12 protein-coding genes are annotated in these 16841 nt (G+C 51.8%); 5 read left to right on the top strand and 7 right to left on the bottom strand.

Going from position 1 to position 16841, the window contains the following annotated elements; all coding sequences use genetic code 11:
• Positions 1-102: 102 nt before the first annotated feature.
• Positions 103-5541, bottom strand: a complete 5439-nt coding sequence (locus tag H7U12_RS15700) for an alpha-2-macroglobulin family protein (protein ID WP_186639716.1) — start codon at positions 5539-5541, stop codon at positions 103-105.
• A 323-nt stretch (positions 5542-5864) separates the two neighbouring features.
• On the bottom strand, positions 5865-6323 hold the full coding sequence (locus tag H7U12_RS15695; RefSeq protein WP_186639714.1) for a hypothetical protein: 459 nt from the start codon (positions 6321-6323) through the stop codon (positions 5865-5867).
• A 454-nt stretch (positions 6324-6777) separates the two neighbouring features.
• Between H7U12_RS15695 and H7U12_RS15690 the strand changes: the two genes are divergently transcribed.
• A complete protein-coding gene (locus H7U12_RS15690) occupies positions 6778-7914 on the top strand; it encodes a glycoside hydrolase family 26 protein (protein ID WP_186639712.1) in 1137 nt (378 codons plus the stop codon).
• A 227-nt stretch (positions 7915-8141) separates the two neighbouring features.
• On the opposite strand, the gene H7U12_RS15685 is transcribed toward H7U12_RS15690, so the two are convergent.
• From H7U12_RS15685 to H7U12_RS15665, 5 genes are all read right to left on the bottom strand, one after another.
• Entirely contained in the window at positions 8142-8351 is a 210-nt protein-coding gene (locus H7U12_RS15685) for a hypothetical protein (protein ID WP_186639710.1), read from the bottom strand.
• Positions 8352-8562: 211 nt separating this feature from the next.
• Positions 8563-9489: an alpha/beta hydrolase fold domain-containing protein gene (locus H7U12_RS15680; RefSeq protein ID WP_186639708.1), complete on the bottom strand. Its 927-nt coding sequence runs from the start codon at positions 9487-9489 to the stop codon at positions 8563-8565.
• 229 nt (positions 9490-9718) lie between these two features.
• Positions 9719-10738, bottom strand: coding sequence for a YsnF/AvaK domain-containing protein (locus H7U12_RS15675; RefSeq protein WP_186639706.1), 1020 nt, complete (start codon positions 10736-10738; stop codon positions 9719-9721).
• Between the two features lie 71 nt (positions 10739-10809).
• The gene (locus H7U12_RS15670; RefSeq protein WP_186639704.1) at positions 10810-11283 is read right to left on the bottom strand and encodes a YsnF/AvaK domain-containing protein; all 474 of its coding nucleotides are present in this window, start codon (positions 11281-11283) and stop codon (positions 10810-10812) included.
• Between the two features lie 372 nt (positions 11284-11655).
• The gene (locus tag H7U12_RS15665) at positions 11656-12930 is read right to left on the bottom strand and encodes a DUF2382 domain-containing protein (RefSeq protein ID WP_186639702.1); all 1275 of its coding nucleotides are present in this window, start codon (positions 12928-12930) and stop codon (positions 11656-11658) included.
• 559 nt (positions 12931-13489) lie between these two features.
• Between H7U12_RS15665 and H7U12_RS15660 the strand changes: the two genes are divergently transcribed.
• From H7U12_RS15660 to H7U12_RS15645, 4 genes are all read left to right on the top strand, one after another.
• Positions 13490-13702, top strand: coding sequence for a hypothetical protein (locus tag H7U12_RS15660; RefSeq protein ID WP_186639700.1), 213 nt, complete (start codon positions 13490-13492; stop codon positions 13700-13702).
• Positions 13703-13941: 239 nt separating this feature from the next.
• Positions 13942-14352: a hypothetical protein gene (locus H7U12_RS15655; RefSeq protein ID WP_186639698.1), complete on the top strand. Its 411-nt coding sequence runs from the start codon at positions 13942-13944 to the stop codon at positions 14350-14352.
• A 281-nt stretch (positions 14353-14633) separates the two neighbouring features.
• The gene (locus H7U12_RS15650) at positions 14634-14912 is read left to right on the top strand and encodes a hypothetical protein (RefSeq protein ID WP_186639696.1); all 279 of its coding nucleotides are present in this window, start codon (positions 14634-14636) and stop codon (positions 14910-14912) included.
• Between the two features lie 309 nt (positions 14913-15221).
• On the top strand, positions 15222-16556 hold the full coding sequence (locus H7U12_RS15645) for an NAD(P)/FAD-dependent oxidoreductase (RefSeq protein WP_186639694.1): 1335 nt from the start codon (positions 15222-15224) through the stop codon (positions 16554-16556).
• The last annotated feature ends 285 nt before the right edge of the window (positions 16557-16841 follow it).

Here is a 16841-nt window from a genome sequence, read left to right as displayed (position 1 = left end):
GTAGCCCGAAAGCAGCTTCGCAGAAGTCAGAGCATTAACTCGTGTTCAGTGTCTTGGTGTCACGTTCCGTTTCGGGCACATTTACGGAAAACAGCCCTAAAACTAGCGCACCTTCACCACGCCGGCACCGTGGTAGGAATGATACTCGGCGTTGTACATGGCATCTGCTCCCACCGGGCCCATCTGGAAATCACCTTTGGAGACGGCCCGCACCTGATAAAAGAAGTACTGGGATTTGGGCTGGGCCGTGGTGTACAGGTTAATGCGGTCATCCCGGATGTCCAGGTGCTCAGGGGTGGCGGGCACCATAGCCTGCAACCAGCTGAACTCACGGGAAGTCATCAGGCGGGGGTTCTCAATCTCGAAACCGGCGGGCAGCAGATCAGTGATAGCCACGTTGGGAATGCTGCGGCCATCCAGGGTCTGCAGCGCTATTCGTACCACCACCAGGTCATTCTGTTTGAACGTGCGATTGGTGATCTCTTTTCCATCCCGGTTGAAGTAGGTTTTGCGCACCTGCAGGAAATTGTCTTCCTGTGGATAGCTGCCGCTCTGGCTGATGCCTTCGGTCTCCCAGAAGTAATACAGCGTTCCCTGGCCTTTGCTCTGTAGCGTGATAGGCGCCGACTTCAGTTGAGAGGTCAAGGCCAAGTCTTTGCCGTTAAAGCTGCCCACTGGCTTACCTTTCTGCAGAATCTGGGCCGTAATGTTTCCGCCGCTTCTCTTGGCCTGTTTGCCCAGGGCCAGTAAGGCGAAGGCGCGTTCCTGGGTGTTGTACCAGCGGGAAGACCGAAGCTCCTGCGAGAGGTGCCGCACCAGAATAGGAACCTGCGGATGATCGGGATTGGCTTCCAGGAGGCTGTTCAACGCCAGGGCCATGTCCCGGAGCGGAGAGTAGAAAGAACCGTCCAGCGCCCGCACCGAGGTTTCTCCCGCAAAGGAGCGGGGCAGCAGTTGCCGGGAGCTCTGGTGTCCGCCGTTCAGGGCGTAGGTGCTGGCGAGCACATAGCGGGCATCGATGGAAAGCAGCTCGGGTTTGGTTTTGTAGAAGTTCATGGTTGACCAATCGGGTTTACCCGCCAGGCTGAGCACGTACAACGAGTAAGCCGTCTCATGGGCCGCGATCACCTTTTTCTGCAGTTTGCGGGAAACGTCGTAGAAACGGTACTCTTCGGTGCCTTTGGCTTTCACCATCCGCTGGAGATACGATTGCGCGCGATTGAGTACCTGTTGGTTCACGGCGTAGCCAGCCTTTTGCGCTTCCAGCAGGAAATGAAGGGCGTAGGCGCTGCTCCACCAATCGGTGTCTGAGCCACCGGGCCAATAGGTGAAGCCCCCGTCGTACTGCTGCATGCCTTCTATTTTGGTGATCGCTTCCTGTACCAGGTAGGTGGGGTTGAAGCGACGGCCTTTCTGCCCCTGGTTCAGTGATTTTGCTAAGTCAGTATAATACAGCAGCGGGAACGCGGTGGAAGTGGTTTGCTCTAGGCAGCCGTGCGGGTAGCGGAGGAGAAACGTAATGTCATCCGTAAACTGCGCGAGAGGGGAGGAACTCACCACTAACTTAGAAGAAACCGACGAAGGCAGAAAATCATGGGTAGGGTTGATTTGCGCCGAAGCTCCGTTTTTGAGGGAACCTGCGCCCGTGATCTGGGTCAACGGGGCCGTGGGCCGAACGGTGATCTCGGTGCTGTTGCTGAACTGTTCGCCCAGCGCTTTCACCACTACCTTTACCGAGGCTTGCCCAATGGCGGGGGTGGCGACTAATCTGTAGAGCACCTGCTTCTCGGCATTCGCGCCGGAGGTTGATGAAACCGTGGCTGGCCCCACCACTTTCAAAGGTCCGGTGACGGAGAGATAACTGCTGAACGGAGCGCTTTTTGCGGTAGTGTTGCTGATGGTCACGGGTACCAACAGCGTGTCTTTGGGACTCAGGAACCGGGGCAGCGCCGTACTGATTACCACCGGATCGGCTACCCGCATGATCTTCTCCCCGGACCCGAACGCGTTTTCTTTGTAGGCCACCGCCATGATGCGCACCGCCCCCGAGAACTCCGGAATTTTCACTTTCACGGTGGCTTCCCCCTTGCCGTTGGTTTTCAGGCGGCCGCTCCACAGTGAAACCAGCTTCACCCGTTTGGAGGTCAGCGGATTGATGCGTTTCTCCAGGTCATAGCCGTCACCGCCCACGCTGGAGCGGGTGCCGCGAAGTTCTGGGAAAAGGAAGGGGTAAAGGTCAAACGCCTGCACCTCCAGCGCCCGTTTTTGGTAAAAGAACGCGTGCGGATCTGGCGTCTGGAAGTCTTTCAGCTGCAGAATGCCTTCGTCTACCACCGCTAGGGTGACCTCGGCGTTTGGAGCTGTTTTGATGTAAACGGGCTGTAAACGGTTAGAGCGGGAGGTCTCCGGCGCGGTGATGGCCACCTCCAGTTTCGTTTCCTTTTTGGTCACCTGAACCGGTTTAAAGCCGCGGGCGATGGTAAGCGGCATCTGGTTGTCTTTCACCTCGCGCAGGGCTACCGCCGAGATGTAGATGGTAGGCAGGTGTTCGTCCCGGATAGGCAGTTTCAGCGAAGCCGCTTTTTTATCAGTTTTCAGGTAATGGTAGCTAAGCACCTTGTTCTGCTCTACGGTCACCAGAATCTTGCCTGCAAACGGAGACTTGAACAACACCTTGGCAACTTCCCCCACCTCGTAGCTTTCCTTGTCCAAGGCAATGTCCACTTCGCCCTCGGTGTTGACTTCAAAAGAGGTGCTCTCCGTATCGCCCCAGCCATAGGCGTAGAATTCCTGGGCCACGTAGTTGTAGGCGCCGGGGCGCATCACCCGCAGCTCATACTCACCGGAGGTAGACGGCAGAAACTTCACGGCGGTGCCGCCTTTGTCCACGGAAAGAACCGTGTTGAGCAGTACGCTTTCGCGCCGCTGCGATTTGTAGTTATAGTCTTCGCTGCGTCGCTCCATCACGGTTTCATAGGTGTAGCGCACCAACTGCACCTGTACTTTGGTGGCGATGGGCTGCCCCTGCGCATTCAAGGCGATGATGGGGACCTGCATTTCCTGGCGGGTGCTCACATACGAATCAAAATTCTTCAGGCCGTAAAACGCGTATTGGGTGCTCACGTTAATGCGGTTCAGGCGGTTTACGGGGCGGCCCGTCTCGTCAAAGACGGTGGTGAACAAAGAACCCTCCAATAATCCGATGTCCTGAAAGTCGTTCAACTCAAATGTTTCCTGACCTTTCCCTTCGGCATTGGTTTCGCCCTGCCGAACACTATTCTGGAGGTTGGCGTCTCTGGCGTTGTTCAGTTCAAAGGTGTAGTCGGGGTACTTGGGCGCTTCAAAGGTTTTCTTCTTCAGGCTGAGTTGAACCTCATAGGTACGTCCGCTGGCGGGCGGCCCGAAGAGGTTTTGCGAGGTGAGGTTCACGCTGACTTTTTCGCCCGCTGAGAAATCAGTTTTGTTCAGAACAGTGGTCACTTTCAGGCGGTCAGGCATGAATTCCTCTACGCCAATCTTGCGGGTGTTCAGCAGTACATCGTTGCCGGAGTAGACTTCCAGGGTGTAGGTGCCCGTCACAACCGAGGTGCTCAGCACAAAGGTGGCTTCGTAGGCACCTTCCTTGTTCAGGGTGCCTTTCTGGCTCCGGTATTCTTTGCCGTTGGGCAGCAGCAGTTTCACTTTCAGGGGCAAGCCGCTCACAGTTTTCCAGGAGGGCGTCCGCACCACGGTATTCACGTGCACGGTATCGCCGGGGCGGTACAGGTCCCGATCTCCGTAGATGAACGCATCGTAGTTCAGGTCCGCCAGGCGTTTGCCACCCACATCAAAGCGCGAGGTGTTGACCTCGGTCTGGGAATAGGGCAGGTAATTGAAGTCATCGCCCTGGCGCACAGTAATCAAGCCGAGCTTAAACCCGGCAGCTGTTTTGTGCATGTCCGGGAAGCGGGCCACGCCGTCTTTATCCGTGGTGGCTTTGTGCACCACCTGGTTGTTGGTGCTGATGAACCGAACCTCCACCTCGGGCAGCGGCTGGGCAGACCGGATGGAATTGGCGAACACCAGCACTTCGTTTTTGCCCTGTTTGGCAATGAGCCCGATGTCGGAAACCGACACGATTTTGGAATCCTTGAGCCAGTTCTTCTCGGTGCTGGCGACGGTGATCACGTAGAGGCCTTTGAAGTGGCTGTCAAAATCCAGGTCTGCCAGGTCCAGGTTCAGCAGGTGGTTTTTGCCCTGTTTTTGCAAACGGCTGGTTTCGTATTCCCGCTCAAAAATGGTTTTCCCGTTCGACTCGTTCACATCGTAATACGCGTTCTCGTAGTACTCCTCGGTTTCCTCGTCGTAGTGTCCGTCAAACGTTTGCCCTTCCTGCAAGTAGCGCAGAATGTTGTTTTCAAACACCTTGCTGATGGTCACTTTCACGCGGGGCACCTGGTTTAGATTGAGCGCGATGTTTCTAGCTCCCTGGCTGCTCAGGTAAATGCTTTTCTGGTGGATGAAGGAAACGGTAGGTTCCTGGGAGGCAAAGGTCACCGGATGTTCGTAAGCTTTCCCCATAGATTTGCCTACCACGCCGCTCAAGTCACCTGAAATGGCCAGCTTGTATTGTTGGTTCGTGGCAAAATTGCCGCTGATGACCAGGCCGTTTTCCAGCCGCTCCAGATTGTATTCCCTGCCCGGGTTCAGGGAAACCAGGGCATTCAGGTCTGGATTGACGATGGGTTGGGTGGTGAGCACGTAGATTTTATCCTGCCCTTCTTCCTGCACGGTGACCACCTCCATGATCTGCATCTGGTCACGGCCGGGCACTACCACCGTCTGTTGCAGCGGGGCCGGGGTTTGGTAGGTGCTGCCCGGTGTGGAAAGCCCTTTGTCCAGCACTACCCGTACCGGGAGTTCTCCTGCGCCCGGGGTTTGATCCAGGCCTTTGACTTTGATGGAAATGTTGTCGCGGGTGCTGCTGACCAGTTCTATGGGAAGTTCCTGCGGGCCGTTGAACACTTTCAGTTTGTCACGGAGTTTCTGAAACGGAACCGGATAGTTGAAATCGAAGAGCAGGTTGGCTTCCAGTTGGGTGGGGTTGTTCTCGTTCTGGGTCCAGTAAGCTTTGGCGGAGTTCAGGTGAAGGTATGGCGTGTGGAATTTCACCTCCTGGCCCGCCGGAATTTTTAGCGCGACGGAGGAATGCGCAACTAAACGGGAAGTAAGTTCAGTGGTGTAGTCGGTGCTGGGGGCCAAGGCCTGGGCGGGGGAGAACACCAGCTCATCGGGGGCCGTCCACTTGAACTTCCCCTCTATTTTGGGCGTGAAGGTGAGGTAGGGAATGGTGTCCCACTGGTTCAGGAGCGAATCAGGCACCAGCCGTTTGTCAAAGGTGAAAACCAGGTTCTGTTCCTGGGCTACTTCGGTCTCGAAATTCCGGTTTTCCAGCCGCAGTTCATCGCTTTTTCCTCCGCAACCCGAGAGCTGAAACAGAACTACAAAACAAAGGAACTGAAGCAGCAGGAACCAGATAGAGACAACTTTTGGGGGTAGCATAAAGGAGAGGAGGTGACGTGATTTTTCCTCTAAACATACAAATAGTTAAGAGCCTTTACATAGGTTAATAAAAATATTTTAAAAGGAAAGTCTGCACATCTTTCGGCTCCTGATTGCTTTGTTCGGCTAGCCGGAAGACGAAGAATTTAGTTGTTTGCCGGGCAGATAAATGGAGGGTTGGTTGAGCTTGGTGGGAGGAAATGTATTCACTCCTTTGCTGAGTTCTGCCAGTGAAGAAAGGCCGAAACGTATTCTATGTTTCAGGGCTGTTTTAAGCAAAACAGCCCTGAAACGCTTCCGCAACTTTTGCACAAAGAAGCGCACTATTCTTCCTCCGAAAGCTTGTCCTGCTCAAAATCTGAGAAAAGCCAATCCAGGGCAGCGTCTTTGCTCGTGAAAGATTCAAAATGCGTTTTCAGGTTCGGGTCCTGTTCATCGTTCAGGGCGCTGTAGATGCGGTGAATGTCCAGCAGACTGATGCTTTCTTTAGAGGAAATGCGGGCGTATTTCTTCAGGGTAGATTTGATGAGAATGGGTTTCATCTCCCGCAGAACCCAGTTCTGATCCGCAAATTCAAGATAAGGAATTGGCCGCGCTTCGCTCAGCCAGTACTCGCATTTATACTCCAGACAGATCATGCCCGCCAGATGGAATGCCTTTCTGAATTCCTCGGTAGGAGGTGCCTGCAGCCATTCCAAGTAAATGAATTTGGCGTTTTCGTCTACTTCAACCTTTATGTTGTCGTCTTGGTGTACGAGCCGCAGTTGTAGATCAATATGCATGGGTTACCTATGCCATTTATAGGATGAATAAAATAAACCAAAAGAATATTGTCGATGTCTGTACAGCCAATTTATGGATAAAAACTTTGTTTCTTCAGTTTTTTAAAGGAAAAGAAATCTTTTCTTAGAGGACAATTTTATCAAGCCGATGAACAGGTCACCCAATCGCGCTGCAGGTGCTCTCCACCAACTCGTTTGCTGCTTGTCCCGTTCTGCCGGCCGTTGAAAGCCTGCCGGAGCGGCTTGAGCGCTTTCCTTTCGCTTCCCGCGCCAGAACGGGACGTGAGCGGAAACGCAATAATCGGCTGAAACAAAGCTGCTTTTCCATCAGAGAAAGTGCCCGCTCGTTCTGGGTACAGGTGCCTTTGATAAGTTCAATACTTGAGCGGAATAGGATTGAATAACCTTTTATTAGGTGTTATCTTGCAGACAGTTGAGACCTGAATTTTTGAGAATGCAAAGAGTAATCGGCTTAATTGCCATGGGGATGCTGTTTCTGGTGAGTTGTGTGGGGAATAGGCCCATTGACAAAAAAGCGACCCCCGAAACGCGGGCACTTTACAAAAACCTTGGCAAACTGGCGAAGAACCACACCTTGTTCGGGCACCAGCACGCCACCGAATATGGCCATGGCTGGTTCAGCGGCAAGGACCGGTCAGACGTGAAGTCTGTGACGGGCTCGCACCCGGCGGTGATTGGGGTAGACTTCAGCGGTTTCTCCGGCCGCTCCCCGGAGGCCATCCAGCAGGCCAAAGATGAGCTCCGCCAGAACGTAGTGGATACTTATAACCGGGGCGGGGTGACCACGGCGGCCTGGCATTTCTCCAACCCAGTTTCCAAGGGCGGCTTTTACTGGGTGGATTCGCTTTCACTGCCGGCGGTAAAGTACATCATCCCCGGCGGGGAGGCGCATGAGCAATACAAGGAAATCCTGCGGGGGATAGGTGAGTGGGCGCACAGCATCAAAGGAGCCGATGGGAAATTGGTGCCCATTATTTTTCGGCCGTTCCATGAATTTGACGGCGGATGGTTCTGGTGGGGCAAACCGCACACCAGCCGCGAAGAGTTCATGCAGGTGTGGCAATTCACGGTGTCTTACCTCCGCGATAGTGTAGGCGTGCATAATTTTCTCTACGCCTTCTCACCAGACAACAAGTTTAACTCAGAGGCCGATTTCCTGGAGCGGTACCCCGGCGACAAGTATGTGGACATGGTAGGCATGGACAATTATGGCGATATGGGCCGGGACCGCTATGCCATTGATACCGCCGCCTACAAACTGAAGATTATCTCTGATTACGCCCGCAAAGCCGGAAAGCTGGCCGCTTTCACCGAGACCGGCCTGGAGTCTGTTCCCAATGCCACCTGGTGGACGAACACTTTGCTGCCCACCCTCCGGAAGTACCCCCTGCGCCTCTCTTACGTGCTGGTTTGGCGAAACGACACCCAAAGCCCCACCCACTACTATGCCCCCTTCCCGGGGCAGGTGAGCGAGCAAAACTTCCTACAGTTCTACCAGCATCCGTACACGCTATTTGAGAAAGACCTGAAGAACATCTATAAGAGAAGGAAGTTTTTGGGCGTGTTTTAACCCCGTTTTCCGGAAAAAAGGCCTAAAATAGATTACCTGATTCCAAAGCGCTTTTTTGTATATAACCTTCTGATGTTTCTGCTAATAATAGAGTTGAGCAAAGATTGTCGATTCATCGGCTCGCCCGTTTTAGGTGCATTTTCCTGAAAGAAGCCTTAAAACATGAAGCAAACCTGCCGAATTGTAAATGACATTATTTTGCACGTGTTTGATAATACCAACCTGTACTACTTTCGCCTTTGCTGCGTGTTTGCGCCGGCATTGTAAGGCGTCGATGTGGAGAAAAGCGCCGGCGTTTGGATTGTTGGTGATAACACCAACAATGGCGAGTAAAACACCAAATGGCAGTTAGGGGAAATCAAAAACACCAACAGTTGCAGGTAAAACACCAGCATTGGAAATTTATTAGAAGCTAAATCATCAATAATGGCTGTCATCAGTTATCGAATGCCATACGTCGATTATCAAAGACCTTGAATCATATCATAGTAAAGCCCTAGCCCTTGTTGGTGTTATCATCAACAAGCAAGATAAAGTATGAAATAGGTGAATAGTAACCGTTTTCGCCAACTACCCGCAGATGAGATGTCTGAGCTGGTGTTTTCCTGAACAGGTATCATCCTTCAGAAATGATCCGCACCGCGTTCGCTACTCACAGAAAGAATAGGCCTTGGAGCGTTCGTTGGTTTTGCCAGTGGCGATGATCACGTGCTCCTGCGTCTTTTTTCCGGCCAGTACATCGTTCAGGAAATCGACCAAGATCTGGTGGTTTCTAAGAAAGAGTTCGCCGCTGTATTCATGGCCTCCGCCGCAGTAGGTGATCAGGCGGGTGTTGCCGTTCAGTTCCACCAGGTGCCGGTAAATGGAATAGGAGCCAAACAGCATCAGCCAGTTAGACGAATTGGTGGCGCAGTAGTGGTGGGCGGCCGTTCCGTAAGGCACCACCGGATCGGCGTTGCCGTGAAAAAGAAGGGTGGGCACCATGTTGGTAGAGGAAATGAGGTTCAAGTCCATCAATGCCCCGGCCCCCGAGATCACGCCTTTGTACTTGAAGTTAGCGGGCAGCAACGTTTTAGGGTACAGGTTCATGGTGGAGTAGTTCCAGTAAGCGGCGTGTAAAGCAGCTTCGGCCCCGGCGCTGCTACCAGCCAGGAATATTTTTGCAGGGTCCAGGTTAAACTTCTCGGTGTTCTGGAGGAAGAAAGCGGTGGCCAGCCAGAAGTGATTGGCCGCATATTGGAAGGCTTTTATTTTCTCGGGAAGCTGTCCGTTACAGCCATAGTTCTTGCCTTTCATGTACAGCGTGTACGTAAGCGAGGCCGCGGCATAACCGTTGTTGGCCAGGTACGTCCCGAAACTATGGCCGCTGCTTCTTTCCCCGCCTGAGAAGCCTCCGCCGTGTTCAAAGAGCACCAGCGGTAATTTCTGTTTCCCGGGTTTCTGGGGCAGAAACAGATCCAGTTCCAGCTGAAGGGTGTCATCCTGGTAGTAGACCAGGGTTTTGTATTTCTGGGCGTGGGCAAAAGGAACCATACCTAATAGGAAGATGATCATAGGTAGCAGTACTTTTTTCATGAGGGGCTGTTGCTTGTGGTGAATAATGAGATTCAAGCCGGAAGATAGGAAGTTACCCGGTGATCCCGCACTTTTCTCTCATCCTTGGTAAGGGACTTTGCACCCGTAAACCAGCTTCAGTTCTGTTTTTGGCCTGTTTTTAGGAAAACGGCTTAAAAGCACAGAAACAAAGAAGGCGACTACTCCTGAGAGTAGCCGCCTTCTTTAAAGACAAATTAAAGTGCGCTAATTAGATAGCGGTAGAACGATCATTGTCCAGGTCTAAGCCCGTGCGGCCCGTGCGGTCACGGTCACGATCCAGGTCAGAGTCGGTGTCAAGCGAGGTGCGATTGGTGCCAGTGTTCAGGTTGTCCACGTCTACCTCGGTTGAGCGTACGGTGTCTCTGATCACCTCGTCGCGTTCCTCTACTTCTTTGCCTAGGGAAACTTCTTCCACCACGCGGGCTTCTTTGTTTACCACCGGTACCTCGGCATGCTCGGTGAGTTCAATGTCACCTTCTCTGAAGCTGTTGAAATCTGCATCGGAGGCCGGACGGTCCACTGCACGACGTTCCACTCTTACGTGCTCAGAACGGAGACGTAAGTGTTCTTCCACGGGGCGTTCCACAATTCTGCTGCGCAGGCGGGCGCCGCCGGTTTCAATCTCCCGTTTGCCCACCTGCAGATTTTCCTCAATAATCGGAATGCTGGTGGAGTCAGTGGTGTCCCTAATGTCAGTAGTTCTGTCGGTCAGGGAATTATCCGTCAGTGAATTGTCCGCCAATGACGTGTTGGTGGTAGTGCCGGTGTAGGTGGTGTCTGCCCCCGCGGCATAGCTGCCGGTGGTGCCGCTGCGGTAACCGTATTCGGTGGCGCGTTGGTCTACGTCAACTGATCCGTACTGGTCCAGGATAATCGCCGCTCTACGGGCTTCCTCATCAGTTTGGGCGTGTACCGTTACAATGCAGTCTGAGTGACGGGCGACATTAGAATAGGTGGTGGCGCTGTCATCATCGTCGCTGAACAGAGACCGGAAGAAGCCGCCAATGCCATCGTTGTGGTCATGGTCTCTGGTGCTGCTGGTGGTGCTGCCGTATGTAGAATCAGAAGTGGTGGTGCCGCTTCCGTATGAAGTGCTGGAGCTAGAAGAAGAGGAACTAGCGCTGGAAACATCAATGCGGTCATCGTTGATGCCTAAACTCTTCAATTCCTGTACGGCTCTCTGCGCATCTGATGAGCTATCGAAAATTCCAATTACTGTTTGTGCCATAGTTGTATTTCGTTTAGTGTTATAAAAATGAATGGTGAATGTATATAAATAGGTAAAAGGGTAATGCTGGTTTAAGAGGCGCTGCCGTCTGCATGGTCAGCGGAAATACGTTCTACCCGTATCTCTTCTTTGCGCAGGCTTACTTGCTGCACATCATTGGTTTGAACTCTGTTCTTGGTGATGTGCAGTTCTTCCACCACCATGAGCCGTTTCTGAACAACCATAACCTCCTGAACAATGGGAATGATCATGGTGTCGCCTTCATAGCGGATGGGCGGCGGCGGGGAATCCACGTATTCATTGACGGGAACCCGCTGGATGTCGTGTTCTTCCTGGGTCAGGGGGATGTTTACCGGAACTTCCTGCTCTGTTACCATCTTCACCAGACGTACGGCTCCTTTCTCCACCACTTGTTTGCCTACCTGTACCCGTTCCTCAATCACGGGAATGGTGATGGATTGCTGCGTCTCTTGGTTGGCTCGATCCTGTGGCGAGGAGTTCGGTCTTTGGTATGATTCGTTTCCAAAATCTCTTGTCTGATCCATTTGCGTTTCTCTTTGGATAAGTAAACGGGGGAGTGCCTGCGAGGTTTCTGAAAATGTGTTAAAAAATTGTATTTTGTGGATTTGGGATAAAAATTGACTGCTTGATTAATGGTTTTGTAGATGTAATTGTATGTTATAAACGATTGTAAATCAATATTTTTATACTTTGATGTGGAATAGATAGGAAATAGTGCAGGTATGTTGAGATTATAATATATTAAGAATAGGATATAGAGGCTGAATACTGGTTGTTACGTGTTTGTAACAAGGAGAAATGAGAAAATATACGGAGAGAGGGGTCCTGAATGGCGGAGGTAAGGACGCGTGGCAGAGTCCGCCCGAAGTCAGGAATCTGCCACGCGTTTTATGTTGCTATAGTGAAGTAGAGGTGCCGGGAGAGGCATTTCTATCATTGTGTCTTCTCCGCATTTCTTCCTCTTTCAGGTCATCAATCTGGATCTCAGTTTTCCGGACGGTGTCCCGCACAACTTCTTCCCTGATTTCCACTTCTTTGCCAAGGGTGATTTCTTCCACCACGTAAGCTTCTTTGGAGATGATAGGAACCTCAGCGTACTCTTTCAATTCAATAATGCCTTCCTGAAAGCTGGCGAAATCAGCCTCATTGGTGGGGCGGGTGATGGGCACTCGTTCCAGTTGGATCTGTTCCTGCCCCGGGCGTGCATGCTCCTCCAGCGACCTTTCCACTCCAGAACTGGCGAAGTCGGTTCTTTCAGTTTCCGCTCCGCGCTGATCTCCCGCTCTCCGCTCTTCTATCACCGGAATGGCAGGCATACTGGTTCTTGCATTGGAACCCGAAAAAGAAGAGGATGCATCAGTTTTTTCAACCGCTATGTCCAGTTCCGGCGTGCGGTTCGAGTCCAGTAGGTGGGCGGCCCGATTGGCTTCGTCCTGAGAGTAAGCGCGAACGACTACCACGGCCATGCTTTTCTGCATCTTCGCCTGGTGGGTGTGAGCTTCCTGTTGGGTGGCGAAAAGCGAGTAGAAGAATTCCTCGAATTGAGCCGTGGAATAGCCTTCCTGGTTGTCTGCGGTATTGCGCAGCGCCACTTCAATGTTGTCTTTGGAAAAACCGCTGTTCACCAATTCTTGGGTGACCCGCTGCGCGGTACCGGCATCATTGAACAGGCCGATCACGTTTTTGGCTTTCCGATTGCGGTACAGGTTATTTTGGTTGTACTGCTCGTGGCTGTAATCTGGGTTATCTGCCGTACGAAGGGGGGCCGGGGACGTGCCATGCACGTGGTCTCCCACAAAGATGCGTTGGACCAAACGTTCCATGTCCTGGTTCAGTTGGCCGGCCTGATACCGCGGAAGCGCCTGTAGTTGCGCCGGTGACACATTGGGCACTGTTATCAGGTCATCGGAGGCATGCAGCTCGGCTAAGCCGATGGGCACCATGATGTCGCGCGGCTCCAGATCCAGCACGTTTCCCTCCAGGTCTACAATCAGGTACCGTACTTTTAGGGCCTTAGGGTCGCAGAGAAGCTCTTTTACTTTGCCCAGAATGTTGCCTTGGGCATCTATCACTTTCCAGCCTCTGAGGTCTGGTTCGCCTTTGGCTACTTCAAACTTGCTCTCGCCTAATTCCCGCAGATGATAAGTGCTAGAATGATCTTTCCGTTCCATAGTATCCGTATTAAACACACCGCCAGGTGTTCCTTGTTGATGAAAGATTCCGCTTCGGGAGGGTGTCCTGACGGGTGCCTTAACCCGTCAACTCCTTCGTTACTTCTTATAAACCAGAGCGCTTTGCTCCAATTTTTTGCATTGAGCCCTTTAGCTTACGTGCCTATAGCGGAGATGTTGGAGCAAAAGGGAAGACGGCAAGATCTAAACCAGTAGGGTACTTTGAAGTATTAGATGATTAAAGAGAATTATTTTTCGCCTATTTATCTAAAATTTAAGTGCAGGAAAGTGCTATTGTTTAATAAATAATCTATGTTGGTAAAGTTATATGATTATTGATGTGATCTTATGCTGAATCAAACTGAGAGGAGATATTGATTATTGTTGTGTTTAAAAAGTTATATTTTATAATTGTTAAAGAATATGTTTGCAGCATCTATAAGCCCAAATTTACCTTCGGTTTATACTGTAAATGCTTGATTATTATAGTTTTCTGCTTTGATCTGGAATTAAAAACCCTTAATTTGGTTTGACCATGTAAGAAAATCGCTCAATCTGTATGAAGAACAAGATACCCATGGAGACGGTACTCCACGTCATTACGCAGGCAGATCTGGTGGCTTGCTCTGATGCCGTAGAATTCATTGACAGCTTAGATTTCTATCAATACACCCAGGACGAATTAAAGCTCATCAGCGATACCCTCAGCGAACGGATTACCTCCTTGATTCGGCTGGAACTCAGGCCTGCCGTCAGAAGCTATCAGCTGTAATACTCTGATCCGGGCTGTTTCTCGGCCATTTTAGAAAATTAAGGCTTAAAGCGCTTTTCCTCTTTAAGAACACAGAATAGTAGAGGCCTTGGTTAAGGCTACATTGCAGAAGGTGAACCCTCTTTTGTAGCGAAATCTATCAGGTAAAAACAAAGCATCCTTGCTGCCGTACAAATTTCTCAGAAAGAAGGCTGTGCGGTAACGGTCTTCCTTGTTTCAACCCTTAAAAGACATCTACTATGTGGCAACCTATCACCAGGCCTCTGCACGGCATTGCAGACGTGGCCTATATCCCTGCTGTGGCTTCGGCCCCTGAAACAGTTGGTTTCACCGAAGAAGAGACTGCGACCACCCTCTGCCGGGCCATTGCCGGCGGTACGCTGGTTTCAGCGCTGGTTACCAAAGCCGAGTGGGGCGCTGTTCAGGTAATGCCGTACAAGGCGCACCTGGCCATTGATTTCGCGACCAGTGTCTTTTCATTGGCTGCTCCCTGGATTTTTGGCTTCTCCCAGAACATGAAAGCCCGAAATACCTTCCTGGCCATGGGATTGGTGGGACTGGTGGTGGGCACCCTCTCCAGACCTGAGGAGATGGACCCCGCCCGCGTGAGAACTTTGCGCAGGAGAGCAGATACGCATCCGGCCTTGTAAGCACCCCAGAGGTAAAGCGATGTCACTCCCTGTTTAGAGGCTGTTTTCCAGAAATCAGCCCCTAAACAGGGAGTCATTTTTTATCCGTTCCCAGCGCACTTTTCAGCTTTGATTCAGGCCAGGTGATAAGGTTTGCTGTGAAGCAAACTGCTACTACTTCAGGGCGCGCGTTGCTGCCGTAGGTAAGCCTTTGAGTGGCTAAGAAAGCTTAGTCTGTCTAACATATTGTAAAACAAGTTCTTATTGGGCCCGTAATAAAATGAAACCAATCCATGACGCATATGAAACTCTTTTCCTATACTAAGTTAACCACACCCGTTCTGCTTTTCGTTTTAACGCTGATGGTCAGCTGCTCCGTACTTACCGGGGGCGGGTACTCCAGTGATCCGTTGGTGGCCGAGCAGCAGCGGCGGGTAGAATCCTTGAAAGCGGAAGTAAAGCAGGCGGAGCAAGAGACCGAAGCTGCTGAAGAAAGAGAGAAAGCCGCTAAAAGTAGGCTCAAAGCCGCGCAGGACGAACTGAAAGTATTCCAGACCGAAGCCAAAAGGAGAGGAGCCTAAGCTGGTTTTCGGTACACCTACGTAACTGTCTTGCATTGAAACTACTTTCCTTCCGGCGTTTTTTGCCTGGTTTTAAAGAAATTGATTGATTTTGGAAGCCTTTGCCGTTGCCTTTGAAACAGGGCATTGGCAAAGGCTTTTTCTTGTGGGGGAGACATGCAGAATTATTTGCAACTTGGGCCTTCTTGCCGGAAGGTAGAACAGCAATGGTTTCGGTACGTAGACTTTAGGCAACCCAGGCAGGGAATCCAGGCGTGAGGAAGAGCTCACGGGTGGCATCTTTGGAATTGACACGTTTGATAGAGGATCATGGCAGATTACGCAAGAATAGCAAGCACCGGAAAACCCAAGGTAGTCATCATTGGCGGCGGTTTCGCGGGGCTGGAACTGGTGAAATCACTCAGAAACGCCGAGGTGCAAGTCATTCTCATTGATAAGCAGAACTACCACACCTTTCAGCCGCTCATGTACCAGGTGGCCACGGCCGCCATTGAAGCCGAATCCATCATTCATCCGTTCCGGAAAATCTTTGATGACCAGAAGAACTTCTTTTTTAGGTTGGCCGAGGTGCAGCGGGTAGACACAGCGCAGCAGTTTGTGGAAACCAGCATCGGGCTGATCCGTTACGATTATCTGGTCATCGCCACGGGCGCTACTACCAATTACTTCGGCGATAAGCTCATGGAGGAGAACGCCATCGCCATGAAAAGTGTGGAAGACGCCGTGCAGCTCCGCAATACCATCCTGTGCAACTTTGAGAACTCCCTGCAACTGGATGATCACGAGCAGTTGAATAGCCTGATGGACTACGTGATTGTGGGCGGCGGACCTACCGGGGTGGAACTGGCGGGAGCCCTGAGTGAGCTGCGCCAGCACGTGTTCCCCAAAGATTACCCCGAGCTTGATTTCAAGTCCATGGACATTCACCTGATCCAGAGCGGCGGCGAGCTGCTCAAAGGCATGTCCAAGGAAGCCTCGGTGAAGTCGCAGCAGTTTCTGGAGGAAATGGGCGTGCAGGTGTGGCTGAACCGGCGCGTGAAATCGTATGACGGCTACACGGTGACCTTAGACACCGGCGAAACCCTGATCACGCGCACGCTGATCTGGGCCGCCGGGGTCACCGGCAATCCGGTGGAGGGACTCAGGCCCGAAAGTCTGCTGAAAGGAAACCGGCTGCAGGTAGACGAATACAACCGGGTGGCAGGTTATGAAAACGTGTTTGCCATTGGCGACATCGCGGCCATGGTCACTCCCGAGAATCCGCAGGGGCACCCGATGCTGGCTCAGCCCGCCCTGCAGCAAGGGGAGTTGCTGGGCAAGAACTTGGTGCGGCTTTTCGCGGGTCAACCTTTGCAGCCGTTCGTTTACAAAGACCAGGGCAGCATGGCCACTATCGGGAAAAACAAGGCCGTTGCTGATCTGAAACTGTTCAAAAAAGAAATTAAGTCGCAGGGCTTCTTTGCCTGGCTCATCTGGATGTTCATTCACCTGATCTCACTCGTCAGTTTCCGCGACCGGTTGGCGGTGATGCTGAACTGGGCCTGGAACTACTTCACGTACAACTCCGGCAACCGGCTGATTATCGGTAAGAAATCGGAAACCCTTCCTGTAACGGAAACCATCACTCATAAAACCGTCATCTAAAAACACGCGCTACACCGAAGGCATAAGAAGTGCTGAGTTTCCTCCGCATCCGTAAGCGATGCACTGGTTTTGAGTTTTGGTTGGCGATAGCTGCTTCTGACGCTTGTTTCTGCCGTCCTTGTTGGTGTTCCTAGGGACCAACAATCCAAGCCTAGGCGACTTTCCGCTTGCTGGTGAAAACACCAGCAAGGGCAGAGGTAAAACCTTTGGCATTCCTAAACAGGTTGTTCATGACACTTTGATACTTCATGTCCTGTATTTCGGATGTTAGCTGCTTCTGGCGCT

The organism is Rufibacter sediminis, from assembly GCF_014269285.1.
Taxonomy (GTDB): domain Bacteria; phylum Bacteroidota; class Bacteroidia; order Cytophagales; family Hymenobacteraceae; genus Nibribacter; species Nibribacter sediminis.
Note: the sequence above shows the minus strand (reverse complement) of the source record. Positions and strands in the feature narration are given on the sequence as shown.

What these genes read in the sequence shown, in the direction of transcription:
- H7U12_RS15685 (WP_186639710.1), bottom strand. Translation starts at nt 8,351, where the DNA reads ATGACAGCCATTATTGATGATTTAGCTTCTAATAAATTTCCAATGCTG.
- H7U12_RS15700 (WP_186639716.1), bottom strand. Translation starts at nt 5,541, where the DNA reads ATGCTACCCCCAAAAGTTGTCTCTATCTGGTTCCTGCTGCTTCAGTTC.
- H7U12_RS15695 (WP_186639714.1), bottom strand. Translation starts at nt 6,323, where the DNA reads ATGCATATTGATCTACAACTGCGGCTCGTACACCAAGACGACAACATA.
- H7U12_RS15690 (WP_186639712.1), top strand. Translation starts at nt 6,778, where the DNA reads ATGCAAAGAGTAATCGGCTTAATTGCCATGGGGATGCTGTTTCTGGTG.
- H7U12_RS15680 (WP_186639708.1), bottom strand. Translation starts at nt 9,489, where the DNA reads ATGAAAAAAGTACTGCTACCTATGATCATCTTCCTATTAGGTATGGTT.
- H7U12_RS15660 (WP_186639700.1), top strand. Translation starts at nt 13,490, where the DNA reads ATGAAGAACAAGATACCCATGGAGACGGTACTCCACGTCATTACGCAG.
- H7U12_RS15670 (WP_186639704.1), bottom strand. Translation starts at nt 11,283, where the DNA reads ATGGATCAGACAAGAGATTTTGGAAACGAATCATACCAAAGACCGAAC.
- H7U12_RS15655 (WP_186639698.1), top strand. Translation starts at nt 13,942, where the DNA reads ATGTGGCAACCTATCACCAGGCCTCTGCACGGCATTGCAGACGTGGCC.
- H7U12_RS15665 (WP_186639702.1), bottom strand. Translation starts at nt 12,930, where the DNA reads ATGGAACGGAAAGATCATTCTAGCACTTATCATCTGCGGGAATTAGGC.
- H7U12_RS15675 (WP_186639706.1), bottom strand. Translation starts at nt 10,738, where the DNA reads ATGGCACAAACAGTAATTGGAATTTTCGATAGCTCATCAGATGCGCAG.
- H7U12_RS15650 (WP_186639696.1), top strand. Translation starts at nt 14,634, where the DNA reads ATGAAACTCTTTTCCTATACTAAGTTAACCACACCCGTTCTGCTTTTC.
- H7U12_RS15645 (WP_186639694.1), top strand. Translation starts at nt 15,222, where the DNA reads ATGGCAGATTACGCAAGAATAGCAAGCACCGGAAAACCCAAGGTAGTC.